This is a genomic window from Jeongeupia sp. HS-3 (assembly GCF_015140455.1).
Classification (GTDB): domain Bacteria; phylum Pseudomonadota; class Gammaproteobacteria; order Burkholderiales; family Chitinibacteraceae; genus Jeongeupia.
The window spans coordinates 1,677,516-1,701,640 of the sequence record NZ_AP024094.1; the positions used below are offsets into that span (position 1 = coordinate 1,677,516).

At 59.4% G+C, this 24,125-nt stretch carries 22 protein-coding genes; 10 read left to right on the top strand and 12 right to left on the bottom strand.

Features of this window, described 5'->3' with window-relative positions; all coding sequences use genetic code 11:
- Positions 1 to 104 precede the first annotated feature (104 nt).
- A complete protein-coding gene (gene cas3 / locus JLC71_RS07920; protein ID WP_200918191.1) occupies positions 105 to 2,840 on the bottom strand; it encodes a CRISPR-associated helicase Cas3' in 2,736 nt (911 codons plus the stop codon).
- 264 nt (positions 2,841 to 3,104) lie between these two features.
- On the opposite strand from cas3, the gene JLC71_RS07925 reads away from it, so the two are divergent.
- The 4 genes from JLC71_RS07925 to tssE are packed head-to-tail and all read left to right on the top strand — an operon-like array spanning position 3,105 to position 6,420.
- On the top strand, positions 3,105 to 4,112 hold the full coding sequence (locus JLC71_RS07925) for an IS481 family transposase (RefSeq protein ID WP_200918192.1): 1,008 nt from the start codon (positions 3,105 to 3,107) through the stop codon (positions 4,110 to 4,112).
- The gene (gene tssK / locus JLC71_RS07930; protein WP_236251033.1) at positions 4,105 to 5,220 is read left to right on the top strand and encodes a type VI secretion system baseplate subunit TssK; all 1,116 of its coding nucleotides are present in this window, start codon (positions 4,105 to 4,107) and stop codon (positions 5,218 to 5,220) included. Before JLC71_RS07925 ends, tssK begins: the two co-directional genes overlap by 8 nt.
- A gap of 25 nt (positions 5,221 to 5,245) precedes the next feature.
- A complete protein-coding gene (icmH, locus tag JLC71_RS07935) occupies positions 5,246 to 5,938 on the top strand; it encodes a type IVB secretion system protein IcmH/DotU (RefSeq protein WP_200918193.1) in 693 nt (230 codons plus the stop codon).
- Between the two features lie 14 nt (positions 5,939 to 5,952).
- Positions 5,953 to 6,420, top strand: a complete 468-nt coding sequence (gene tssE, locus JLC71_RS07940; RefSeq protein ID WP_236251020.1) for a type VI secretion system baseplate subunit TssE — start codon at positions 5,953 to 5,955, stop codon at positions 6,418 to 6,420.
- On the opposite strand, the gene fliJ is transcribed toward tssE, so the two are convergent.
- The 11 genes from fliJ to JLC71_RS07995 all read right to left on the bottom strand — a co-directional run bounded on the left by fliJ (position 6,417) and on the right by JLC71_RS07995 (position 17,530).
- Positions 6,417 to 6,842 (bottom strand): flagellar export protein FliJ, encoded by a 426-nt coding sequence (gene fliJ / locus JLC71_RS07945; protein ID WP_200918195.1) that lies wholly within the window; start codon positions 6,840 to 6,842, stop codon positions 6,417 to 6,419. The two genes, tssE and fliJ, sit on opposite strands and share 4 nt — an antisense overlap.
- A 14-nt stretch (positions 6,843 to 6,856) precedes the next feature.
- Entirely contained in the window at positions 6,857 to 8,254 is a 1,398-nt protein-coding gene (gene fliI, locus JLC71_RS07950; protein ID WP_236251021.1) for a flagellar protein export ATPase FliI, read from the bottom strand.
- Complete coding sequence (locus JLC71_RS07955) at positions 8,247 to 9,023, bottom strand: FliH/SctL family protein (RefSeq protein ID WP_200918197.1); 777 nt, start codon at positions 9,021 to 9,023, stop codon at positions 8,247 to 8,249. The genes fliI and JLC71_RS07955 overlap by 8 nt, the downstream gene beginning before the upstream one ends.
- A gap of 3 nt (positions 9,024 to 9,026) precedes the next feature.
- Positions 9,027 to 9,983, bottom strand: coding sequence for a flagellar motor switch protein FliG (fliG, locus tag JLC71_RS07960; RefSeq protein ID WP_374757626.1), 957 nt, complete (start codon positions 9,981 to 9,983; stop codon positions 9,027 to 9,029).
- Positions 9,984 to 10,022: 39 nt separating this feature from the next.
- Positions 10,023 to 11,732 (bottom strand): flagellar basal-body MS-ring/collar protein FliF, encoded by a 1,710-nt coding sequence (fliF, locus tag JLC71_RS07965; RefSeq protein WP_200918199.1) that lies wholly within the window; start codon positions 11,730 to 11,732, stop codon positions 10,023 to 10,025.
- An 87-nt stretch (positions 11,733 to 11,819) separates the two neighbouring features.
- Entirely contained in the window at positions 11,820 to 12,140 is a 321-nt protein-coding gene (gene fliE, locus JLC71_RS07970) for a flagellar hook-basal body complex protein FliE (RefSeq protein WP_200918200.1), read from the bottom strand.
- A gap of 74 nt (positions 12,141 to 12,214) precedes the next feature.
- Entirely contained in the window at positions 12,215 to 13,549 is a 1,335-nt protein-coding gene (locus JLC71_RS07975; protein WP_200918201.1) for a sigma-54-dependent transcriptional regulator, read from the bottom strand.
- A 21-nt stretch (positions 13,550 to 13,570) separates the two neighbouring features.
- Positions 13,571 to 14,191, bottom strand: a complete 621-nt coding sequence (locus tag JLC71_RS07980) for a chemotaxis protein CheB (protein ID WP_200918202.1) — start codon at positions 14,189 to 14,191, stop codon at positions 13,571 to 13,573.
- 39 nt (positions 14,192 to 14,230) lie between these two features.
- Complete coding sequence (locus JLC71_RS07985; protein ID WP_200918203.1) at positions 14,231 to 15,925, bottom strand: PP2C family protein-serine/threonine phosphatase; 1,695 nt, start codon at positions 15,923 to 15,925, stop codon at positions 14,231 to 14,233.
- A 23-nt stretch (positions 15,926 to 15,948) separates the two neighbouring features.
- Positions 15,949 to 16,254, bottom strand: a complete 306-nt coding sequence (locus JLC71_RS07990) for an STAS domain-containing protein (protein ID WP_200918204.1) — start codon at positions 16,252 to 16,254, stop codon at positions 15,949 to 15,951.
- An 88-nt stretch (positions 16,255 to 16,342) separates the two neighbouring features.
- Entirely contained in the window at positions 16,343 to 17,530 is a 1,188-nt protein-coding gene (locus JLC71_RS07995; RefSeq protein WP_200918205.1) for a sensor histidine kinase, read from the bottom strand.
- Between the two features lie 210 nt (positions 17,531 to 17,740).
- Between JLC71_RS07995 and JLC71_RS08000 the strand changes: the two genes are divergently transcribed.
- The 6 genes from JLC71_RS08000 (at position 17,741) to JLC71_RS08025 (ending at position 24,068) form a co-directional block, all read left to right on the top strand.
- Positions 17,741 to 18,691 carry a chemotaxis protein gene (locus tag JLC71_RS08000; RefSeq protein WP_200918206.1) on the top strand — a complete coding sequence of 317 codons (951 nt, stop codon included), beginning with the start codon at positions 17,741 to 17,743 and terminating at the stop codon, positions 18,689 to 18,691.
- 41 nt (positions 18,692 to 18,732) lie between these two features.
- Positions 18,733 to 19,656 (top strand): chemotaxis protein, encoded by a 924-nt coding sequence (locus tag JLC71_RS08005; RefSeq protein WP_200918303.1) that lies wholly within the window; start codon positions 18,733 to 18,735, stop codon positions 19,654 to 19,656.
- Between the two features lie 42 nt (positions 19,657 to 19,698).
- Positions 19,699 to 20,088, top strand: coding sequence for a chemotaxis response regulator CheY (gene cheY / locus JLC71_RS08010; RefSeq protein ID WP_200918207.1), 390 nt, complete (start codon positions 19,699 to 19,701; stop codon positions 20,086 to 20,088).
- 42 nt (positions 20,089 to 20,130) lie between these two features.
- The gene (gene cheZ, locus JLC71_RS08015; protein WP_200918208.1) at positions 20,131 to 20,901 is read left to right on the top strand and encodes a protein phosphatase CheZ; all 771 of its coding nucleotides are present in this window, start codon (positions 20,131 to 20,133) and stop codon (positions 20,899 to 20,901) included.
- Between the two features lie 33 nt (positions 20,902 to 20,934).
- Positions 20,935 to 22,779 carry a chemotaxis protein CheA gene (locus JLC71_RS08020; RefSeq protein WP_200914858.1) on the top strand — a complete coding sequence of 615 codons (1,845 nt, stop codon included), beginning with the start codon at positions 20,935 to 20,937 and terminating at the stop codon, positions 22,777 to 22,779.
- A 68-nt stretch (positions 22,780 to 22,847) separates the two neighbouring features.
- Positions 22,848 to 24,068, top strand: a complete 1,221-nt coding sequence (locus JLC71_RS08025; RefSeq protein ID WP_200914859.1) for an EAL and HDOD domain-containing protein — start codon at positions 22,848 to 22,850, stop codon at positions 24,066 to 24,068.
- The last annotated feature ends 57 nt before the right edge of the window (positions 24,069 to 24,125 follow it).

The window sequence follows — 24,125 nt, forward strand, 5'->3', positions numbered from 1 at the left end:
GATGTCTTCATAGTGTCAATAAACAACCATATTTATACTCCTGTTCCCTGCAGTCGCGGGGATATTTAGAAAAGGCCGGGCCACCGCCCTTTTCATACTTGGGCTCATGCCGTCAGCACCCCAAGACCCGCGCAATAAACAAGACGCACCTCCCGCCCATGCCCATCGAGCGCCTCGGCATACCAACGCCCGGCCTCATTCTCGATGGGCAAGAGCGGCAGGACGAGGGCCGGTGCTTCCAGCAGCGGATAGCGTTCACGCAAGGCGGCAATCGCCGCGCCAAAACGGTCTTGCCATGCCGGTGACAAATCCCTGATCTTGTAGGTGCCGAGCCGTGCCGCAGACAACGGCCAGCCATGTCGATCCGCCTCGACAATCGGTTTCAGCGCCTCGCCGTCGGGCTGGGCGAGGTAAAGCGTTTGGGTTTCGTCGCTTAAGCGGGTCGGGATACGCGCTTCGTCGTCCCAATGGCGGTTACTGTCACGGCAATAGCCTTTACCCAAGTCGAGCGCATTGAAATTCGCCTGGCTTTGTTCGGCCAAGGCTTCGCCTTCGCACTTGCGGCTGGCCTCTTGCAGTGTGTCGGGAATGTCGATCTGCGCGTCGTCGCCGTACACGGCCTCGACCAGCTGCCGCACCGCGCCGGGCTGACCCGGTTCACCTGGCGAAACGATTTCACCGGCAGCGAGCAAGGCCCGCTGCGTTAGCCACAGCTGACCGATATCCGGATAAACGTACTGCGCTTTCGGAAAAACTGCACCGTACCAATTCGCTGGCGGCGTCTCGGTCGGTGCCGGGCCAAACACGTACAACACCGGCGCCGGGCGCTGCTCTATATCGGCCGGATTGCCCTGCGCATCGCGCACATGCCGCTGCAAACGGCCGGCGCGCTGGATCAACAGATCAATCGGCGCCAAATCGCTGATCAGTACATCAAGATCCAGATCGAGGGACTGTTCGATCACTTGCGAGCCAATCACGACTTTGCCACTGCGATCCGCCGTGATCGAATGCTTGCCAAAGGTGTCCAGCGTGCGGTTTTCAATATCGAGGCGATGTCCCATCGCGTAACGGCTGTGAAACAGGATGAGTGCGTCGTCATCTAGCTCGGCTTGCAACGCCAGATAGGCATTGCGGCAGTCTTCTACGGTATTGCGTATCCAGCCCACACAACGTCCGGCGGCAAGGTGTTCATGAATCAGGGCCAGCACGTCGGCTTCGTCGTGCACGTGTTGAATCTTGACCCGCCGTTTGACCTGTTCGCGGGTTGCACAGGCTTCGGTGCGCACTTGAGCAGCGGCTTGAGTGGCCAATGGATAGCGTTCATCGGCAGGCAAGTCCTGCCCGGTAACACCCAAGCCTTTTTGATATGCCGCGATCAAGCTGGCACGCGTTGATGCCGGCACCGTTGCCGACAGCAGCAGCGCAGAACCACCCTGCCGCGCGTGCCCTTCCAGCAAACGGCACAACAATCGGTTCATATAACTATCGTAGGCGTGGACCTCGTCAACGATCAGCACCTTGCGCGCCAAGCCGAGCATCCGCAGCGACTGGTGCCGCGCCGGCAAGACCGCCAGCAAGGCCTGATCAAGCGAACCGACACCAATATCGGCCAGTAACGCCTTCTTGCGATTGTCGGCCAGCCAGCCATTGCATTGCAAAGTCGCGCTGGCCTCGCCCCTGTCGTAGCCGCGATCCTTGGGCTGAATCGACATGCGGAATTCATCGATCAAGTCGCGCGCGCCGTGTGCCAGCATCAGCGATGGCGTCTGTCCGGGCCGGTAGAAACGCGCGTAAACGTCGCCGACACGCCGATACATCTGGTTCGCCGTCGCCATCGTCGGCAGGCCGAAATAGAAGCCGCTGGCCCGTCCAGCCGCCATCAGCCGGTGTGTCAGGATCAGCGCGGCTTCGGTTTTACCGGCGCCGGTCACGTCCTCGAGCAAAAACAACTGCGGGCCATCGGCTAGCACAACGGTCGCGGCATAGTGCTGTAGCGGCGTCGGCCGGCTGAGGTATCCAAATATTTCGTGAAGGTGGTCAACACCGGGAAACGGTGCAATGTCATTGGCCGCGAGCCCCGCGTCGGTCACGGCACGCTCGGCCGCCGGCAAAGCGACCTGCTCCCAGTAATCACGCAGCGAAAGCCGAGGCTGATCGTGATAGGGAAAATAATTCTGATTCGATCCCAGCCAATCGGCCAGCACAGCCAAACCCGCCAGTGACCAACTGGACTGACGCAGGGCATCGCATTGTGCAGCGGTCGGCGCCTGTAAATCGGCGGGCAGTAGCAACTCGGCTGCGTCGGCGACGAACGCGGCAGCTGCGTCCACATCGTCGTCGAGAAAAAAATCGTCGAGGTCAAGCAGCGTAGAACCGCCCTCATTGGGCGGCATACCATGATGACCGGTCACGATCTTGAGCCAATCGTTCCAGTATCCGTGTGCGGGCTCCGGCAGATGTTCTGCCGGGAAGTTGTTGGCCAGTTCGTCGCGCCACAGCAGCCAACCAAGGGTGTCATGCCGTTCGCTGTATTGCTTGGCGGTACGCGTCGAAACCAGGTCCGGAGACAGATCGGGCGCCAACTTCTGGAACACACGCGCGAATTTGCCGAGATCGTGCAACAAGAGCAGAAAGGTAAACAACGACTGGAACTGCGCGAGGCTCAGCCCGAGCTTGCGGACAAACGACTCCCCATCGAGGCCACCGCTCTGGCGCAACAAACAATGGCCGACCGCGGCAACATCGAGACAGTGGTATGGCAGCAAATGGTAACGCGCCACAGCGGGCAGATCATCCGGACTGGCTTTGCCCCAATAGCGCCAATATGCGGCAATCATTTCCCAGCGACGTCCTTACCAAAATCAAAAGCAACAACAATAAACAAGTCAGCGAAAACAGGCAAATGATCAGCGGCTGAAATCAACGGACTATTGGTCGAAAATGGCCGGACGCGTCTCATTAACGGCTATTTTCAGCAGCAAGCCACATCACGGCACTACTTGTCGCATCCCGGATGAGAATCTAAGCCCTCGCAGCTGGCGACTTCACTGTGCCCGCCATGCGCTTGCTAAGCTGCGAGCTTCCCTGTCGAGGTCAGCCCGATGATCGTCCAACTGCACCAGCGCGCCCGCACCACCCCGGCCATTCGTGCCGAAATCCAGGCGGCGCCGACCAGCATACCCAACACCGAACTGGCACGTCGCTACGGCGTCACCGTGGATACCATTCGCAAATGGCGCCAACGCCAGGACGTACAGGATCGTTCGCATACGGCGCATCGACTGCAAACCACGCTGACACCCGCGCAAGAAGCGGTCGCAGTACAACTGCGCCAAACCCTTAAGCTGGGGCTGGATGATTTGCTGGTGGTGATCCGCGAGTTCCTGCATCCGACGGTCTCCCGCTCTGGGCTGGATCGCTGCCTGCGCCGCCACGGCGTCGGCAGCCTGCATGCGCTCGAACCGACACAGCGGGCGCGCAACAGCAAACCCTTCAAGGACTACGAACCGGGCTTCATCCACGTCGATGTCAAATATCTGCCGCAAATGCCGGACGAAACCACCCGCCGCTATCTATTCGTCGCCATCGACCGCGCCACCCGCTGGGTGTTCGTGCAGATCAAGCCCAACAAGACCGCTGCAAGCGCGAAGGCATTCCTGGCCGCCTTGGCCAAAGCCATCCCGTTTAAATTGCAGATCCTGTTGACCGACAACGGCAGTGAGTTCACCGATCGCTTGTTCAATAAAACCAAGACCGCCAGCGGCGAGCATGAGTTTGATCGGCTGTGCACAGCGCTGAACATTGAGCACCGGCTGACCAAACCGCGCCATCCGCAAACCAACGGCATGGTTGAGCGTTTCAACGGTCGAATCAGCGAGGTGCTGGCGACGCATCGCTTCCAGTCTGGTGAGGACTTGGCGCAGACGTTGCAGCGCTATGTGTGGCTGTACAACCAGCACTTACCGCAACTGGCCTTGCAACACCGAACGCCGCTGCAGGCGATGAAAGATTGGCAGCAGCGACGGCCGGATTTATTTGTTAAGCGCGTGGTGAATCGTCCGGGACTGGACATTTCGCGATGGCACGGCGTTCAACGCGCCGCTGCATGAACCGCTCCCGCGCTCACGCGACCTTGCCGAAATCCCGCAGCTCGGCGTCGAAACCACCCTGTATGCCTGCCTCGCGCATCTGATGCCCTATGGCGGCAATACCGTGGCCGAAGCGCAGAGCGCCAACCGGCCGACACGTTTTCGCAGCCAGCAATACGCCACCGCCGATCTCTATACCCAGGCGCTTGAGGCTGATCTGAGTACGCTGGAGCTCGATGTTCGACTGATGGTCGAGGAAGAAAACCGCGACGGTTACGATTCGATTCCCGTCGCCCGCCTCGCCAAAAATGCCACCGGCCAATGGCAGCACATCGACGACTATCTGCCGCCGCTGCTCACCGTCAGCGCATCGGCCCCGGTGGCGCGCATCCTGCGCCGGCTGCTCGATATCCTGGTCGTCAAAAGCCAGGCGCTGGCCGGTGCTCACCGTGAGCGCGCCAAGAACGTCATGGAATACGGCACGACCGATATCGCCTCGTTCTGGCTGCTGCACACGGTCAACCGTAATTTCGCCCGCCTCAACCACCTTGCCCGCAGCGAACCACTCCACCCGGAGGAGCTGTATCTGGCACTGGCCGAGTTCTGTGGCGAATTGCAGACCTTCTCGACCATCTATTCGCTCGGCGATTTACCGCCCTACCGCCACGACGCGCTCTCCGAAGTGCTACCGGTGCTCGACATCCAGATCCGCGAATTGCTCGATACGGTCATTTCCGCGCGTTACATGGTGATCCCGCTGAACCAGCCCAAGGCATCGTTCCATATCGGCCGGCTGGAAAGCGATCGCCTGCTCGATAACGTCGATTTCTATCTGTCGGTGCAGAGCGATCTGCCGGCGGCGCAGGTCATCGAATCAGTGCCATTCAAGTTCAAGGTTGGCGCGCCCGACGACGTCGAAAAGATCCTCAACTCGGCTTTGCGCGGTGTCAGCCTCAGCCACGTCGGCCAGACACCCTCGGCGATCCCGGTTCGGGTCGGCAATCACTACTTCGCGCTCGAACCGCGCGGCGATATCTTCCAGCGCATGCTGCAATCGCGCTCGATCTGCATCTACGTACCGCAGACGCTGGCCGAACTGCGGCTCGAGTTGATCGCGGTCTTCCGCTGACCTCTACCCTTTCCAAGGACCCGGTATGAACGCCCCCACCGACATCGCCCATCCGCTCAGCGTCGAGCAGCCCACAGCACCGGCGCTGCGCGAGATGCTTGAGGACGGCACCTATCTGCTTTTCCTGCTGCGCGACGGCAATGCACCGAACAGCGCCACCGAATTCAACCGTCGTGTCGATCAGTTCCTCACCCAGTTCGAGCGGCACGCCCGCCAGTTCGGCAAATCAGGCGAAGCGGTCGAGCAGGCCAAGTACGCTTTTTGTGCGTTGATGGATGAAATCGTCCTGTCGTCGGATTTTCCGTTGCGCGAAGAGTGGGAGCGGATGCCGCTGCAGCTGCGGCTGTTCGGTGAGCACTTGGCCGGCGAAGGCTTTTTCGAGCGCCTGGACATGTTGCGGCTGGATCCGGCCAAGCACGTCGAGGCGCTTGAGGTCTACCAAACCTGCCTGCTGCTTGGGTTTCAGGGCAAGTACCTGCTGGAGGGCAGTGAAAAGCTCGGCTATCTGGCTCACCGGCTCGGCCAGGAAATCCAGCAGGTGCGCGGCGGCAAGGCCGAATTCGCGCCGAACTGGAAGCTGCCGCAGCGCTTTCAGGCTTTCGTGCGGCATGAATTGCCGCTGTGGCTGTACTTCGGCGTACTGGCCATCGTCGCGGTCGCGATCTTCGTGACCTACCGCGTGCTGCTCGGCCAGCAAATCACCCCCTTACTCGGTTGATGAGCCGCGCCGCCATGACGGTTCAGCCCTCGGTGCTGGACCGTCTGCTCGACGACGAGCCGGATCAGCCGCCAGGCAGTGGCTGGATGCTGTTCGATATGCCGGACTTCAAGCGCGCGCTGGCCCGCGATCTGGAAGCCCTGCTCAATACCCGAACGATCGACTACTCCGAACTTTTCGAGGCACACCCGCTCGCGGCCGAATCGATGGTCGGCTTCGGCATTCCCGATCTGTCGGGCATCAGCCTGCTGAATCCGCAAGACCGGGAGTTTCTGCGTGAAAAGATACGCAAATCGATCGAACGGCACGAACCGCGGCTGGGGCGGGTGCGGATTTCGCTTGAAGCGCCGCGCGAGCTCGAACGCGCCTTGCGTTTTCGCGTCGATGCCATCCTCAAGGTGCATCCACACAAGCCGCCGGTCTCCTTCGACGCCACGCTGCAGCTGTCGTCGAACGTCTACAAAATCCACCCGGGCGGTTAGCGCCGCCGACTGTTGAATTCGTCGAGCAGTTTTTGCTCGCGCACGAGTTCAAGCCGGTCTTGCTGTTTGCCGTGACGCACTTTGAGCGCTTCGTAGGCCTTGAGCTTTTTCTCGCATTCGACAAACCGTGCCAGCGCCGCATCACGCTCGGCAACCAAACGCACGACCTCGGCGCTCTGTTGTCGGGTGGCGTCGTCGAGTTTGCCCAGAAACAGCTGGTAATCGCGAAACTGCACGACCGAGATGCCGTTCTGACCGCTCTGGGTCAGCCTGCGGCGGTATTCGTCGCAGTAATGCTGGATCTGCGTCAGCCGGTCGCGCGCGCCCTGCTCGGCCGCCTGCGCAGCTTGCAGTAACTTGGCTTCGCGTTCGCGTGCATCCGTTGCGAGTTCAAGCAAAAATTCAAAGCGAAACGCCGCCATGCCTTAAGCCGCCCTCATGCAAACAAACCGGCCAGCTTGGCTCGAGCGCCAGCATAGCTTTCCTGCTCGTGAATCCGCTGCTGCAGAAAGCCTTCAAACGCTGGATGGCGCCGGATCGCTTCATCAAGCAAAGAATCCGAGCCCGGCACATAAGCACCGACACTGATCAGATCCCGCGAACGCTGGTAACGCGAATACAAATACTTGAAGCGGCGCACCAGCTCGAAATCCTCGGGCGCAACAATATCGTGCATCACGCGTGAAATCGATGCCTCGATGTCGATCGCCGGATAGTGGCCGGCTTCGGCCAGTTGCCGACTGAGTACAAAGTGGCCATCGAGAATCGCCCGGGCATTGTCAGCGATCGGATCCTGCTGATCGTCCCCTTCGGACAGCACGGTATAAAAAGCGGTGATCGAGCCACCGCCTTCGCGGCCATTGCCGGCGCGCTCGACCAGCTGCGGCAGGCGTGCGAATACCGATGGCGGATAACCTTTGGTCGCCGGCGGCTCGCCGACCGCCAATGCAATCTCGCGTTGCGCCATCGCGTAGCGGGTCAGCGAATCCATGATCAAGAGCACATGCTTGCCCTGATTGCGGAAATACTCGGCGATGCTGGTTGCGTAAGCCGCACCATAGAGACGCAACAGCGGCGGTGTATCGGCAGGCGCAGCGACGACGACCGAGCGCGCCAAACCTTCGTCGCCGAGAATGTTCTCGATGAAATCCTTGACCTCACGCCCCCGCTCGCCGATCAGGCCGACGACGACAACGTCGGCGGTGGTGAAGCGCGCCATCATCCCCAGGAGCACCGATTTGCCGACGCCGGAACCGGCGAACAAGCCCAGCCGCTGACCACGGCCAACGGTGAGCATCGCGTTGATGGCGCGCACGCCAACATCCATGACGTCGCGCACCGGCTCCCTGTCCATCGGGTTATAGGCGCGTGCAAACAGCGGCGCGTAGGCATCGACCTGCAACTTGCCGCGACCATCGAGCGGCCGGCCCAGGCCGTCGAGAATCCGTCCGAGCAGTCCCCAGCCTACCGGCACCTGCCGGCCATGGTCTTCGAGCCGTCTTGCCGGCGGCCGCGGATTGCCGAATTCGGGCACCCAGGCCGCAGTGTCTTCATGCGGCACGACCTCGGCGCCGGGTTCAACGCCGTAAACTTCGCTGAGCGGCATCAGGAACAGCCGGTCGTCGTTGAAACCGACGACAACCGCTTCAACCGGATGGCCACCCGGGGTCATCACTTCACAGGATGCGCCAAGCGGCAGTTTCAGCCCGGCGACTTCGAGCACCAGCCCGGAAACACGCACCAGCTTGCCCCGCGGCTTCCACGGCCGCACCCAGCGCACCGCATCGCCACAATCGGCGAGGTATTGATGACAGCGCTGCAGCGTGTCAGCCACCGTCCGGCTCACCCTTGGGCAAGGCCGCAGCCCAGCCCAGATCATCGCGCCCAGCGCGACCGAGCACGCCCAGAAGCGTTGCCCAGCGTGTCGGCAAGGCCAGATCGATCCGGGTCGATACCGTTTCAATACGCGCATCGCCCAAGGCCAGACGCGGATCGGCAACCAGATGCCATTGCTCGCCGGATAGTTCGATGGCGAGCATCGGCTCAAGCGCACTCAGATCATCGGGATGCAGATAAAGCCGCGATACGCCACCCGCAGCAGGCACCTGCGTCAGTGCCTCGGTGATCGCCGGCAACAGCAATTGGCGATCGGCAACCAGCTCCCTGCGAATCAGCTCGCGCGCCAGCACCAGCGCCAGATCCAGCACCGACTCCGCCAGCGCGCCCTCCGCACCGACAGCAAGGTGATCGAGCGCCTGCAACACCGATTTAAGCTTGCCAACCTCTTCATCGGCCGCAAGTCGGCCGGCTTCGAGCCCGGCATCAAATCCTTCGCGCATTGCCTGTTGCTCGATCGCCTCAATGTCCTCAGCGGTTGGCAAGCTCACTTCGGCAACCGGCACCAGCTCGGGCGGCGGCAGTTGCAATGCAGCTATGGCGGCCTCAGCCGGCGGCTCGGGCGGCGGAGCTGGTGCGGGCTCGGCGGCCGGAACGCTCAGTGCGGGCTGGCGCAAGCGGCGCTCTTCATCGATCGCCCCCAGCTCCCAGCGCTCCCAGGCGGTCAGTTCTTCGCGCGGGATCACGCGGCGGATCGGTCCGGCCATGGCTTACTCGACCAGCCCTTCGTCGCCCTTGCCGGACAGCACAACCTGCCCTTCGTCGGCGAGGCGACGAACGATCTTGAGGATTTCCTTCTGTTCGGCTTCGACCTCGGACAGTTTGACCGGCCCCTTGGCCTCCAGATCGTCGCGGAGCATCTCGGCCGCGCGCTGCGACATGTTCTTGAAAACCTTGTCCTTGAGTGCTTGGCTCGTACCCTTGAGCGCAACGATGAGCGAATCGGATTGGATTTCGCGCAACAACATCTGAATGCCCCGGTCGTCGATATCGAGCAGATTGTCGAAGGTGAACATCTTGTCCTGGATCTTTTGTGCCAGCTCCGGATCGTAGTCGCGAATACTGGAAATCACCGATGCTTCGGTCACGCCACCCATGAAATTGAGGATTTCTGCGGCCATGTGTACGCCGCCCATCGCGCTCTTCTTGATCTTGTCCGAGCCCGACAGCAACTGGGTAAGCACATCGTTGAGCTCACGCAACGCCGCCGGCTGCACACCTTCAAGCGTGGCAATACGCAGCAGCACGTCGTTGCGGACCCGCTCGACAAAATGCCCGAGGATTTCGGACGATTGATCCGGCTCCAGATGCACCAGAATCGTCGCGACAATCTGCGGATGCTCGTTGCGGATCAATTCGGCGACAGCCACCGAATCCATCCATTTGAGCGATTCGATCCCGTTGTTGTCGTTACCCTGCAGGATGCGGTCGAGCAGATTGGCAGCCTTGTCCGAGCCCAGCGCCTTGGTCAGCACCGAACGGATGTACTCGTCGGCGGCGCCCAGATTGGCACGGCTTTCGGTCGCGACGACGAAGTCCTCCAGCGCAGTGTTGACCTCGTTACGCTGAACGTTTTCCATATTCGCCATCGCGAAACCGAGCCGCTGCACTTCCTTGGGGCCAAGGTATCTAAAAACCTCGACCGCGGCTTCCTCGCCCAGCGTCATCAATAGAATCGCCGCCTTGCGCACGCCTTCTTCGTTCACTCAGCCCACCTTGTTCGGATTTGCAGCGTCTTCTTCCCGCGCCATCCACTCGCGCAGGATCGTCGCGACCATGCGCGGGTCGTTCTTGGCGAGCTCCTTGCCCTGTTGCAGACGATCGGCCAGTGCCGACAGCCGGACATTGTCTTCTTCAACCCGTTCCTGTCGCTGCGCCGCTTGCGTCTCATCGCCACTGAGCGGCTCACCCAACTCCAGATCGACCGGCTCAGGCACATCGCGCCCACGCGCCAGATCGCGCATCAGCGGACGCACCACGAACAGCAGCAGGTAGAGTACCGCCAGCGCAATCAAGCCCAGCTTCAGCAGATCGGTCAGATTGGCGCGCGCATAATCGAGCGCCTTGTCCTGTATCGGCTTTTCAGCCAGCGGCTGCGAGTCGGCAAAGGCTGCGTTGACGATATTGACCGAATCGCCACGATCCTTGTTGAAACCGATCGCCTCACGCACCAGATCGTTGAGCTGGGTCATTTCCTGCGCAGTGAAAGGCACATAAGTAGCTTGGCCACCCTTGTCGCGCCCTAGCTTGTAATTGACGACGACCGCGGCCGAGAGGCGTTTCACATTGCCGACCGGTTGCTTCACATGCTGAATGGTTTTGTCGACCTCGTAATTGGTCGTCGCATTCTTGCTGCTATTGCTGTTGCCAGAGCTCGACGCGGCTACATCGGAGGCCAGCGGCACCGTGATCGGCGCAACCGCGGCTCCCGGCGGCTGGTTCGACAGCGCACCCGGCACACCACCGACAGACTCGGTAACGTTGCGCCCCAGCTGCTCGGCGGTTTGCTGGCTACGGATCGCTGCCGCATTCGGCGGACTATTGGGCTTGAAGGTTTCGCTGGTCTGCTCGACCTCGGAAAAATCGACCTGAGCGGTCACTTCGGCGCGAACGTTGTCCTTGCCGACAATCGACGCAAGAATCGCCTGAATACGTCCGACGTAATTCTTCTCGATCTGCTGCACATAAACCAGTTGCCGCGCATCCAGATTGGGTTGGCTCATGTCCTGCGGACGCGACAACAGATCACCGTTCTGATCGACCACCGTGACATTTTTCGAAGGCAGATCGGGAATACTCGACGACACCAGATTGATCACGCCGGCTACCTGGCCCGAATCAAGCGAGCGCCCCGCCTGCAGCGTCAGCAGTACCGAAGCGCTTGGCTTTTGCTGGTCGCGCAGAAAAACCGTTTGCTTGGGCATGGCCAGATGCACGCGGGCCTTCTCGACCACCGAGATCGTTTCGATCGAGCGCGCCAGCTCGCCTTCGACAGCGCGCTGGTAATTCACCTGCTCGGCAAACTGCGACACGCCGAACTTCTGGTTATCCATGATCTCGAAACCAGCGTTACCGGCACGCGGCAGCCCTTGGCCGGCAAGCTTCAAGCGGGTGTCATAGATTTTGTCTGCAGGCACCGAAATCATGCCGCCAGCGTCGAGCCGATAGGGCACGTTCATCTGCTGCAGCGATTGAACGATGGCACCGCCATCCTTGTCGGGGATATTGGTGTAGAGAACACGGAAATTGGGCGTGCTGCTGAACAGCCACACGCCGACCGCCGCAGCGATGAGAACCGCTGCGCCGATCATCAGGCCGAGTTTGCGGCCGTTCGGGATGGCGGCAAAACGCTGACGCCACGCTGCGACGCCTTGCCCCGATCCGAGATTGCCGCTCGTCGCGCCCGCTTCAGCCATAGAGAATCAAACTAGGATGGATAGAATCATTAACGCGCCATTCTAACTGTTTTCAACCTGGCACAGTAAGCAGGCAGCGATGCCGCATCATACCTGCATGTTCATCACTTCCTGATAGGCCGACACCAGCTTGTTGCGGACCTGCACCATGGTCTGAAAGCTCAGGCTGGCTTTCTGCAGCGAGACCATCACATCCTGCAAATCCGCCTCGGGCGCACCGGACTGGAATGCGGCCTGTTGGGTCTGTGCGACCTGCTGCATCTGGCTGACCTGATCGAGCGAGGACTTGAGCAGACCCGCAAAATCGGCGCCACCCACCGCATCGGCGGCGGGCGTGCTTTGTCCGGCCGCCTTCGACGACATGGCCTGCAACTGACCAAGCAGCTGATCGATGCCCTGAACGCTCATATAAACAATGTCCTAATCGCGAATACGTTTGCTACTTCAATACGCCAACATAAAGCAAAAAACGCGCCATCCAGCTAGCCTGGCGTTATATCGCCAGCCTCACGATACTGCTGCAACTTGTAGCGCAGCGTTCGCTCGCTCATGCCAAGCCGCTCCGCTGCTAGCTTGCGCACGCCCGCAACGGCCTTGAGTGTATCCAGAATATGTTGTTTTTCCAGCTCGCGCAGATCGGCCGGCCGGCCGGCCGGTACTGGCTGGCTTGCCGGCATGGCGGCAAAGTTTGCCTGCGCAACCGGCAAGTACAGGTGTTCGGCGGCAATTTCATCGCCCGGCGCCAGAATCAGCGCACGTTGCACCACGTTATCCAGCTCGCGGATATTGCCATCCCAGCAGTGTGCTTGCAGCGCAGCAGCGGCATCACAGTTAATGACTGGTACCCGCCGCTGCTGCCGGGCAGCGTGCCGCGCGAACATTGCGCGCGCAAGCGGCAGAATATCGTCGGGCCGTTCGCGCAAGGCCGGCAAGTGCAGGGGGAATACGTTCAGCCGGTAGAAAAGATCCTCCCGAAAACGACTGTTTGCCACTTCTGTCAGCGGATCGCGGTTCGACGTCGCAAGTATCCGGATATCGACCGCAATCGGCCGTGCGCCGCCAACGCGCTCGACCTCACGCTCTTGCAACACCCGGAGCAGCTTGGCCTGCAAGGCCAGTGGCATTTCGGTAATTTCATCGAGCAGCAAAGTGCCGCCGTTGGCCTGCTCGAACTTGCCAATGTGCTGGTTCGCCGCGCCGGTAAAAGCACCCTTCTCATGGCCGAACAAAGTCGATTCGAGCAGCTGCTCAGGAATGGCGGCGCAGTTGATGGCCACAAAGGGCTTGGCAGTCCGGGCGCTGTGGCTATGCAGGAAGCGCGCCAACACCTCCTTGCCGGTTCCCGATTCACCGGTGATCAGCACCGAAGCATCGCTCCGGGCGACCCGTTCAGCCACATCAAAAATCCGCCGCATGGCCGGATCCTCGGCGATCACCTCTTCGTCGACCTCACCGGGCAACAGGTATTTGGCGACCTCCTGCAACAACAAATCGGGCTCGAAAGGCTTGGGTAGATAATGGCAAGCGCCCGCATGCAAGGCCGCGACGGCGCGATCGACCATCCCATAGGCCGTCATCAGGATGACCGGCAAGCCGGGGTAATGCCGCTTTACCTCGAGCAGTAACGTCTCTCCATCCATCGGTTGCATCTGTACATCCGACAACACCAAGCCAACACGCTGACCACCGGCCAGCACCGCCAAGGCCTCGCTGCCGTCACAGGCAGCCAAAACGGCATGCCCACCCAATTCAAGGGTATCGCACAACGCTTCGCGCAATGCTTCGTCGTCTTCAACGACCAAGACTGGTAAAGCCACGGCTCACTCTCCATCAACAACTCAACGCGAAATCGCCAATCTGGCCAGCAAACGTTCGGGGATACGCGCCAAAGGTAAAACCTCGTCGACCCCGCCTAGCGCGATGGCCTCCTTGGGCATACCGAACACGGTTGCGCTCGCCTCATCTTGGGCAAAATTGTACGCGCCAGCGTCGTGCATCGCGCGCATTCCGGTTCCGCCATCCTTGCCCATACCGGTGAGCATGATCCCCAGCCCCCGTGCCTCGACCAATTGGGCGACGGACTGAAACAGCACTTCGACCGAAGGCCGGTGACGATTGACCGGATCGGCCTGTGAGAGTGCGCAACTTAAACGCCCGCCAACACGCGCCAATTGCAGATGCGAATGCCCGGGAGCAAGGTAGACGCAGCCAGGCTCCAGCGTATCGCCGTGTTCGGCCTCCTTCACCCGCAAGGCGCACAAGCCATCGAGCCGACGCGCGAACGATCCGGTAAACATGGCGGGCATATGCTGAACGATAACGATCGGCGGCAAGGTTGCCGGCAGTGGTACCAGCAGCGCCTTGAGCGCCTCGGTTCCGCCGGTTGAAGCACCCACGGCAATCACACGGCCATCGGCACCGAATAAACGGCCAGGATTGCTTGATATGATGGTTTGCATCGGATGAGAACTACAGCAGCGACCGTTCGATCACTGCGGTTAGGGATTCAGCACAAGGGATGTATCGAGCAGATAATACGCGACCACTTCGTTCCCCGCGCCTTGGAACGCCAGATGCTCGCTCAATGCCTGCACCAGCGCCAACCCACACCCGGCGGATTCCGGCGCTTGCCAGGCAAACCCTGCACCGGTGCCCCGAACATGAATTCTCAAGACATCCTGCCCGTCACTGCGCAAGCCGGTGAGGACGATGTCGATGCGTCCCGATTCAAGCTGCGCCAGACTCGCCTTCCGTGCGGCCAGATAGCGCTCCTGTCCACCGGGCTGCTGCTTGATGGACGAATCCAGCTGCAGCAAGCCGTGATCGAGTGCATTGACGAACAACTCGGTCAACATCAGAAAGACATCTGATTTATGTGGTGCCAGCGCCTTGATCTCGTTCACGAACGACATCATGAACGGCACGGTATTGAAGTACTTGAGCTCGGCGGCGCCAAGCTGCAAACCGTACTGCCAAGCTTGCTCGGCACCGCCCAAAAAGCCGGCCAGCTCGAAAGCTCGGCGCCGCTCTGCGGCCGGACGAATTGCCTCGCGCAAGCGCGCGCCGAAATGCCCCAGCACCAGAGAAATATCGTCGTGATGCGCGGTATCGGCCAAATGGGCGCCAAGCTCGGCCTTCACCGACTCAAGGCGTACATCCGCCGGCCGCCGCAAGATGTCGAGCAAGCGTGAAACGCCGAAAGACTGGCCATCGGAGCATCGTGCCTCGGTCAAACCATCCGAATAGGCAACGACCGATCCGGGCGTATCGAAGTAGTAGCGTTCGGTTGTTGCATCCACCTCGTCGGTCGGGGTGATCCCCAACGGCAGGTGACTGGAGGCCCAGCGATGAAGCACATCGCCGCCATCGTCGATCGCCAGCACCGTTGGCATGCCACCGTTCCAGACCTCGATGCAGCCATTCGCCTCATCAATCGCGATCAATACCACGGCGACAAAACGCCCCACCGGCAAAACTTGGCGAACCTTCTTGCTCATCTCGACCAGGATGTCGGAGATCGCATAACCCTTCTCGGTCATACTGTAGAAAGGCTGAGTCAAGGGCAGCACATTCAATGCCGCAGTCAGCCCATGACCGATCCCGTCGGCCAGCATCAAATGCAACACCCGACCCGGCGTGCGTGCGGCGGCGATCATATCACCGGACAGACTCTCCGCCGGCGACAGCCAGTACTCAAGCTGGGAGTCGGATAATCGTTCGGCATTGACCATCTGTTCCATCAAATGCTGGACAACGCGCTTTTCTTCCTCGGCCCGAGCGTAGTAATCGGCCAATTTGGTCGATTGCTCCCGGACCTTGCGGTTGAGTTCCAGCGTACGCTGGAAAGCCTTGAGCTTGGCTTCGAGCACCCGCAGATTGACGGGTTTATTGATGTAGTCGTCGGCACCCTGCTCAATCGCTTCGGCAAGCCGACTTTCCTCGCCGATGCCGGTCACGAACACGATCGGCACCCAGGTTTCGCCGGATTCCGCCTTGATCGTTGCTGCCGCCTCGGGTCCGGAGACGATGGGCATCATCATGTCCATCAGCACCAGCTCCGGACGCTCCTCGCGCCAGATACGGATGGCCTCCGCACCGTCGCGCGCCGGGATCGCAACGTGACCCAAGGCCTCGACGAACCGTGAAATCAGCAGCAGTACGGCTTCGGTATCATCGACGACAAGAATGCGCATTGCAGACAGTGACAATCAGCGGGTTAGCGGATGGTAAAAATTTTGCCAAAACAGGCGATTTCCAACACCTGTTTGACCGTATCGCGGCAATTCACCAGGGCGAGGCCCTTGTTGACTGCACCTATCTTCTCTTTCAGTAGCAGCAACATACCCAGCGCAGAACTGTCGAGATAATTGACGTTCTGAAAATCGACCAAGACTTCCTTAACCACCGGGTCGGCAATCAGGGTTTCGCATACTTGGCGAAATTCGCGGTGTGCGCTGAAATCAAACTGGCCCGAGAGTACAACCCGGCCAATATCCCCTTCGATCTGAACGGTAGGCGACATATTTTCTATTTAACCTTTTCTAGCAATCAGAAATCGCAACAAACAACGCAAGCTACGGGCGGCGCTCGGCAAGGCCGACTCGCTGAACTCAAACATTAGAGACGTCGTCCAGAACTGGCAACCGGACGTGAAACTCAGTACCTTCGCCCAACACTGAGCGAACCGAGATATCACCACCGAAACGCTCGACCAGGCTGCGCACGATGGCCAGACCCAAGCCGGTTCCATCCTTGCGCGTCGTATAAAACGGTTCAAACAGTCGATCTACCGCTTCCGGCGCGATCCCGCGCCCCTCATCCTGAACCGTGACTGTAGCGAAACGCTGATCACAGAATACAGAAAGCCCTATGCAAGCACCATCTTCGCTTGCCTGCATCGCGTTCTCAAGCAAATTCAGCACGACACCGATCAATTCTTTTCGGTCAGCCCGCACCCGCACGGCGGAGCCCAAAGGCATGAAGGCGAGGCGCATACGCTTGGCATCAAGCTGCGGCTCGATGGTGTGCGCTGCCTCGGCCAGACAATCATCCAGCAATACCGGCATCAATTCGAGCGCATTACCACCCTGCGCATTCCCGCGGACAAAGTGCAACATGTCCTGAATCAATGACTCCAGATGACGCAAACGTAGCAGCGTCTTGTCTGCAAAGCGCAGCCGATCGGACTCGACAATGGCAGGTCGTGCCAGATGCCCCACGTACAAGAGCGCGGTCGCCAGCGGCGTACGCAACTGGTGCGCCAACCCCGCAGCCATTTCCCCCATCGCGGCCAGACGCTTGTGTTGCGCCAGCGACTGCTCCAGTGCCCATGTTTCGGTCAGGTCCTGCACCAACAGTATCCGGCACGCCTCCTCGGGCACATTGGTACCGACGATACGCAGGCGTGCGGAGACCCGCTCACCCGGATAAAGCCATATATCACCGCCCCTTTCTTCCAGTTTCGCCGAACTGAATGTCTGCCAATCCATGCCTTCGGTCAGCGGCGCCAGCATGGTACGGGCGGCGACGTTGAGCATAGTCACCCGGCCCGCAGCGTCCAGCTCAACGATACCACCCGGCAGGCGATCCATCAAAATGGCCAAACGCCGCGACAAAGCGCCTTTTTCATCCAGCTCCCGACGCAAATGGCCGTTGGCAATTTCAAGCTGGGCGGTCAGAGACACTGCTTGTTGTTGCAATTCCGCGTAAGTATTCGCAAGCTGTTGTGAAGCTTCGGTAAACAGCGAGAAGGCCGCCTCCAGCTCGCGCGGGTCGATGTTGTTTCCTGGTTCAGCCATGTCGCCCCTCCTTGTTACCTACGCACTTTTACATTATAAATGGGCTTGAAAGCCGCACCCTGCCTTGTTTATCAGCAAACCCTAAGGTTTTGGTATTTTCTGCCGATATACTGGCTCAACAGTTGCCGCAGACATATCAGCACCCGCCTGAGATACAGGTAAATACTTACACAAGACGGCAGAAAAATCAGATCACCAGGAGCCCCGCCCGTGTCCGACCTTCTGAAGAAAATCGATGCCAGGACCAAGCTCGCTGGCACGAACAAGCTGGAAATCCTGCTGTTCACCTTGGGCGTCGACTCACGCACTGGCCGGCGTGAAAACTTCGGCATCAATGTCTTCAAGGTGCGCGAGGTCATGCGCACCCCGGAGATCACCCAAGCCCCGGACATGCCCCCTTCGGTGGAGGGCATGGTCAGCCTGCGCGGTTCGCTGGTACCGGTGATCGACTTGGCAAAGTATGCCGGGATCAAAACCGGCAGCAAGCCCGAAATCATGATCGTTTCCGAATACAACGGTCAGACTCAAGGTTTCCTCGTTGAAGCAGTCGATACCATCCTGCGTCTGGACTGGTCACTGATGCGCGTCCCGCCGGATATGCTCACCATGCAAATGGGCGGCTTGGTCACCGCCGTGACCGAACTCGATAGCGGCAAGCTCGTGATGATGCTCGATGTCGAAAAGGTACTGGCCGAAACCACGCAAACCGATCAGGCCATCGACGTCGGCGCGGTGGTCAAGGATCAGAAATTCAGCGAAATGACGGTGTTTTTTGCCGACGACTCGGTCGTTGCTCGCCGGCAGATCGAGATGACCTTTAACGCCATGGGGATTGGTTATCAACAGTCAATCAACGGCAAACGTGCCTGGGATGAATTGCAGCGCATCGCCCATTCGGCCGAGCTTCGTGGCAAACAGGTTCGTGAACTGATCCAGCTCATCCTCACCGACGTCGAGATGCCCGAGATGGACGGCTATATGCTGACCCGGATGATCAAGAGCGATCCACGCTTTGCCGGCATCCCGGTCATCATGCATTCATCGCTATCCGGCAATTCGAACCAGAAGCTGGGGCAATCGGTCGGCGTCGATGGCTACGTTGCCAAATTCGAGCCGCACAAGCTGTCCGAACTGGTCGCCCAATACCTCCTTAGCGCCTGAGGCGTGCCACCCAAACGGAGCCCACCGTGAGCCTCACCCCCATGAATCTGCTCGACGACGTCGACGCCCGCACCAAACTTGCCGGCTCGAACAAAATGGAAATCCTGCTGTTTTCGCTCGGTACGCGCGAAACCTTCGGGATCAATGTGTTCAAGGTGCGTGAAGTCTCACAAACGCCCAAGATCACCAAAACGCCAAACATGCCCTTCGGCGTCGAAGGCGTGATCTCGCTGCGTGGCAACATCATCCCGGTGATCTCCCTGTCCAAATTCGTTTCTACACAGGGCGAACCTCCGACGGATGCCAATGCCACCATGATCGTCACCGAGTTTTCCAAGCATACCCAGGCGTTTCTGGTGCACGAAGTAGACCGGATCATTCGCGTCGACTGGGACAAAGTGCGCGCACCGGAGAACATGCTCGCCGGTAATCAGGCCTTGATCACCGCCATTACCGAGTTGCCCGATGGCAAGCTGGTCTCGGTACTCGACGTCGAACAGATTCTCGCCAGCGTCATTGGCGAACCCGTCATCCCAGAGCTGCAGCAAGTCGGTATGGAACAGGACAACTTTCTGTTCTTCGTCGACGATTCGGTCGTCGCCCGCCGGGAAATCGTCGGCGTACTCGACAAAATCCGTGTCAAATACCAACAAGCCAACAATGGCAAAGAAGCCTGGGACAAGCTCGGCGCGCTTGCCAACCGTGCCACGCACGACGGCGAACCACTGTCGCAGAAACTGCGCTTGATCCTGGTCGACGCCGAAATGCCCGAGATGGATGGCTATGTACTGACCAAGCACATCAAGTCCGACCGTCGTTTTGACGGCATCCCGGTCGTCATGCATTCCTCGCTCTCCTCCAACGCCAACCGTGCCATGGGCGCGAGCGTAGGTGTGGATGCGTATGTGGCAAAATTCGACCCTGTCGTGCTGGCCGATACGCTGGCACCGTTACTGAGCGCCTGAAAAAACGTCGCCACATAAGTCCTTTGAGTGAGTACACGCTATATGTCCGATAACAACCTGCGCATTCTTGTTGTGGATGACTTTTCCACCATGCGTCGTATTGTCCGCAATCTCCTGAAGGAACTGGGCTTTGCCAACGTTGAAGAAGCCGAAGACGGCCAAATCGCGCTGCAAAAGCTCAAGAACACGACTTACGACTTCATCGTCACCGACTGGAACATGCCGAACATGACGGGCATCGAGTTGCTCAGGGCCGTCCGTGCCGATCCGCAGCTCAAGCATTTACCGGTGCTGATGGTGACCGCCGAAGCCAAGAAAGAAAATATCATCGAAGCAGCTACGGCCGGTGCATCGGGCTATATCGTCAAGCCATTCACCGCAGCGACGCTTGATGAAAAGCTCAAGAAAATTTTCGCCAATATCAACAAGTAAGTCGCTCAAGCGCCTTGCGAAATACGCATTCAGGAGTCTGACGTGAGCGACTTTGCCAATACCAGTGCCGATAACGCCGAGCTGGAAGCCCTTTTTGACAGCATTGCCCAATCCAGCTGGGAAACGCCGGTCGCAGCGCCCGTCGCAGCGGCAGCAGTAACGGCCAGCCAGGCTGACGTGCACATCGCAGACGACGAGGCGCTGACCGAACCGGCCAAGGCGATGTTTTCGCATATTGGTCAGCTGACCCGCAAACTGCATGAGACGCTGCGCGAACTCGGCCTCGATAAGTCTTTGGAAAAAGCCGCGTCGCAGATTCCCAATGCACGCGATCGCCTCTCCTATATCGCAACGATGACCGAACAGGCCGCCGACCGGACCCTGAACGCACTCGACGCCGCCAAACCATTGCAAGACCGTATTGCCGGCGATGCCCGCAAACTCTCGGGCGAATGGGATCAGCTGCTGGCCAACAAGCTATCGGTCGACGAATTCAAGGCACTCGTCGGTCGTACCCGCCAACATCTCGGCCAAACCAGCGATGATTCCGAGCAGATCAGCACCCAAATGCTGGAAATCATGATGGCACAAGACTTCCAGGACTTGACCGGCCAGGTCATCAAGAAGGTGCTTGAGATGGCCAAGGACATGGAAGCGCAATTGCTCGACTTCCTGGTGATCTTCTCGCAGCAGCACGCCAAGCAAGAAGAAAGCTCCCTGCTGAACGGCCCGGCGATCAATACCGAAGGCCGGACCGACATTGTCACCAATCAACAGCAAGTCGACGATCTGCTTGAAAGCCTCGGCTTCTGACCGTCACCGCCATTTTTTCACAGGAGCGCCCTTATGAGCGATTTTGCCGGCATGGACGATTTGCTGCAGGATTTCATCACCGAATCATCCGAACTGATTTCCGACGTCGACAACAAGCTGGTCGAACTGGAAAAGCGCTCGGATGACCGCCATCTGCTGAACGATATTTTCCGCGGTTTCCACACCATCAAGGGTGGCGCCGGATTTCTTAATGTCGACGCAATGGTCAGCCTGTGTCATCGAACCGAAAATTTGTTCGACAAGCTGCGCAACGGCGAGATGGCGTTCTCGCCGGAATACCTCGATGTCATCCTCGCCGCAACGGGTGAAGTGCGCGAGATGTTCGGCGTGCTATCGCAAGGCCGCATGCCGCAGGCTGCGGCGCCCGAGCTGCTCGAAGCGCTCGACGCCGCGCTGCGCGGCGATGGCCCGACCGCGATCAATGCCAAGGTGCAGGCCCCTGCCGCCCCAGCCCAAGCCGTTGTAACCAACGGGACGGAGCCGGACTGGCAGCATCTGTACGACGCCCTGCTCGGCAACACACCGGTGGTGCAAACCGTGCCGCCGCAGCAGCAACTCAGCATCGCCGAACCCGAAGTCATGCTGAATGAGCAGGCACCGCGCCTGCCTGCAAAATCGGCCAATCTCAGCGCCGCAGCCGGCACGCAGGAAACCACGATCCGGATCGATACCCATCGACTCGATCAGGTGCTCAATCTTTCCGGCGAAATTGGTCTGACCAAGAACCGCTTGACGACGCTGCGCAGCGACGTGGTCTCGGGCAAGATCGACAGCACCACACTGAAGGCACTCGACGAAGCCATCAGCCAGCTCGATCTACTGGTTGGTGATCTGCAAAACGCAGTGATGAAAACGCGGATGCAGCCGATTGGCCGTCAGTTCCAAAAATATCCGCGCCTTGCACGCGATCTGGCACGCCAGCTTGGCAAGGAAGTCGAGCTCGTCATCAGTGGCGAGGAAACCGAACTCGACAAAACCATGCTTGAGGACCTGAACGATCCGCTGGTTCACCTGGTTCGCAATGCGGTCGATCACGGTGTCGAGACCATCGCCGAGCGGCTCGCGGCCGGCAAACCCGCCAAGGCGATCGTGCAATTGAGCGCGGTCCAGGTCGGCGACCATATCCTGATCGAGATCACCGACGACGGCCACGGCATGCGTCCCGATGTGATTCGTAAAAAGGCGGTCGACAAAGGACTTATCGATGCCGAAACGGCCAACAGCCTCGACGACAAACAAAGCCTGCAGCTGATCTTTCTGCCGGGCTTTTCAACCAAGGACCAAGTGTCCAGTGTGTCCGGTCGCGGCGTCGGCATGGATGTGGTCAAAACCAATATCCAGAAGCTCAATGGCCGCATCGATATCCAGTCGGTCGTCGGCGAAGGCTCGCGTTTCTCGATTTCGCTGCCGCTGACGCTGGCGATCCTGCCGGTGCTGGTGGTGCGGGTGTGTGACCAGGCCTTTGCGGTGCCGCTGGCGATGGTTCGGGAAATCATTCCAATCGACAATCGTTCGATCCAGGAAGTCTCCGGCCGCGCCACCATCGTCGTTCGCGACGAAATTTTGCCGGTCAAATCGCTTGCCGGCCTTCTTGGCTGGCCAGAAACGCAGGTGCCACGCTTTGGCGTACTGATGCAAAGCGCCGAGCATTCCTTCATCCTGGCCGTCGACAGTTTCATCGGCCGCGATGACGTGGTGATCAAGCCCTTGCAGAACATCCGCCCGCTTGGCGTTGCCGGCGCTACCCTTTCCGGCGATGGGTCGGTGGTGTTGGTGCTGGATATGGAAGACCTGCTTTCCACCCCGGCAGCAGAAACTGCGGCCCCCAGTGCAGCACGCTGGCTCGCAACCGCATGACAAGACGATAAACATCAGCATCGGCTGATACAATGGCAGCCAACTCGCCGTAGCACGTGGATATAACGATGACGCAAGATCACGCTTTCATTGGCCGCCAGCCCATTCTCAACCGGCAGCAGCAGATCATTGGATATGAGCTGCTGTTCCGCTTGGATCAGGACGCGCAGACCGCAGAATTCACCAGCGATATGCAGGCCAGCACCAATGTGCTGGTCAATACGCTCACCAATATGGGCACCGATTGGCTGGTGGGAGGCAAACTGGCCTTCATCAACGTCGCCGAATCGATGCTAGAGAGCAATTTCCTCGAGCTGTTGCAACCGCAGCGGGTCGTGCTTGAGGTCATCGAATCGACCCAGCCGTCCCCAGCCTTGCTGGAACGGCTGCAGAGCCTGCGCACCCAAGGATTCGGGATTGCACTGGACGATTTCGTGCTCACTCAGGAGAGCATGCATTTCATCGAGCATGCCAACTACATCAAGCTCGATATCCAGTTACTGGGTATGCCGCAAGTGCCTGCGCTATCGAAAGAGTTGCGCAAATATCCGGCATTGCAGGTCGCCGAGAAGGTCGAAACCAAGGCCGAGTTCAAACAATGTCTTGATATCGGCTTCGACTGCTTCCAGGGCTACTACTTCGCCCGTCCGGAAACGTTGTCGGCCAAGGTCATCCACCCGAGCTATGCCAACATCCTCAATCTATTGAATATGCTGCGCAACAATGCAGAAATTCGAGAAATCGAGAACGCACTAAAATGCGACGTTGCACTGTCGTTCAAGCTGCTGCGTTACATCAATTCGGCCGGTTTCGGTTTGTCATGCGAAATCCAGTCTTTCCGCCACGCAGTCACCATCCTCGGTTATCAAAAGCTCTATCGCTGGCTGACGCTCTTGCTGGTCACCGCAGCGGCCGAAAGCGGCTCGCCACCGGCGTTGCTAAAAACGGCGGTCACTCGCGGGCGCATGGTCGAACTGCTCGGTAGCCATTACCTCGATGGCCAGGAAAAAGACAATCTCTTCATCGTCGGCATGTTCTCGCTGCTGGATGTCTTGCTCGATATGCCGATGGACAAAGTGCTGGAAACACTGATCCTGCCAGAGAACATCTGCGATGCACTGATCAACCGCAGCGGCGTCTACGGCCCCTTCCTGGAGCTGGCCGAGGCCTGCGAAGATCCGGACATGTCCGAAGTGCCACGCTTGACCGAACAGCTGCAGATCACCGCCGATGTGCTCAACCGTTCGCATATGAGCGCGCTGGGCTGGGTCGAGGAACTGGATCTCTGATCGCCGCAGTTACCCGATAAAAAAAGCCCGTCATCTGACGGGCTTTTTTTATCGGGT

What these genes read in the sequence shown, in the direction of transcription:
- cas3 (WP_200918191.1), bottom strand. Translation starts at nt 2,840, where the DNA reads ATGATTGCCGCATATTGGCGCTATTGGGGCAAAGCCAGTCCGGATGAT.
- JLC71_RS07925 (WP_200918192.1), top strand. Translation starts at nt 3,105, where the DNA reads ATGATCGTCCAACTGCACCAGCGCGCCCGCACCACCCCGGCCATTCGT.
- icmH (WP_200918193.1), top strand. Translation starts at nt 5,246, where the DNA reads ATGAACGCCCCCACCGACATCGCCCATCCGCTCAGCGTCGAGCAGCCC.
- tssE (WP_236251020.1), top strand. Translation starts at nt 5,953, where the DNA reads ATGACGGTTCAGCCCTCGGTGCTGGACCGTCTGCTCGACGACGAGCCG.
- fliJ (WP_200918195.1), bottom strand. Translation starts at nt 6,842, where the DNA reads ATGGCGGCGTTTCGCTTTGAATTTTTGCTTGAACTCGCAACGGATGCA.
- JLC71_RS07955 (WP_200918197.1), bottom strand. Translation starts at nt 9,023, where the DNA reads ATGGCCGGACCGATCCGCCGCGTGATCCCGCGCGAAGAACTGACCGCC.
- fliG (WP_374757626.1), bottom strand. Translation starts at nt 9,983, where the DNA reads ATGACGCTGGGCGAGGAAGCCGCGGTCGAGGTTTTTAGATACCTTGGC.
- fliF (WP_200918199.1), bottom strand. Translation starts at nt 11,732, where the DNA reads ATGGCTGAAGCGGGCGCGACGAGCGGCAATCTCGGATCGGGGCAAGGC.
- fliE (WP_200918200.1), bottom strand. Translation starts at nt 12,140, where the DNA reads ATGAGCGTTCAGGGCATCGATCAGCTGCTTGGTCAGTTGCAGGCCATG.
- JLC71_RS07980 (WP_200918202.1), bottom strand. Translation starts at nt 14,191, where the DNA reads ATGCAAACCATCATATCAAGCAATCCTGGCCGTTTATTCGGTGCCGAT.
- JLC71_RS07985 (WP_200918203.1), bottom strand. Translation starts at nt 15,925, where the DNA reads ATGCGCATTCTTGTCGTCGATGATACCGAAGCCGTACTGCTGCTGATT.
- JLC71_RS07990 (WP_200918204.1), bottom strand. Translation starts at nt 16,254, where the DNA reads ATGTCGCCTACCGTTCAGATCGAAGGGGATATTGGCCGGGTTGTACTC.
- JLC71_RS07995 (WP_200918205.1), bottom strand. Translation starts at nt 17,530, where the DNA reads ATGGCTGAACCAGGAAACAACATCGACCCGCGCGAGCTGGAGGCGGCC.
- JLC71_RS08005 (WP_200918303.1), top strand. Translation starts at nt 18,733, where the DNA reads ATGAATCTGCTCGACGACGTCGACGCCCGCACCAAACTTGCCGGCTCG.
- cheY (WP_200918207.1), top strand. Translation starts at nt 19,699, where the DNA reads ATGTCCGATAACAACCTGCGCATTCTTGTTGTGGATGACTTTTCCACC.
- JLC71_RS08020 (WP_200914858.1), top strand. Translation starts at nt 20,935, where the DNA reads ATGAGCGATTTTGCCGGCATGGACGATTTGCTGCAGGATTTCATCACC.
- JLC71_RS08025 (WP_200914859.1), top strand. Translation starts at nt 22,848, where the DNA reads ATGACGCAAGATCACGCTTTCATTGGCCGCCAGCCCATTCTCAACCGG.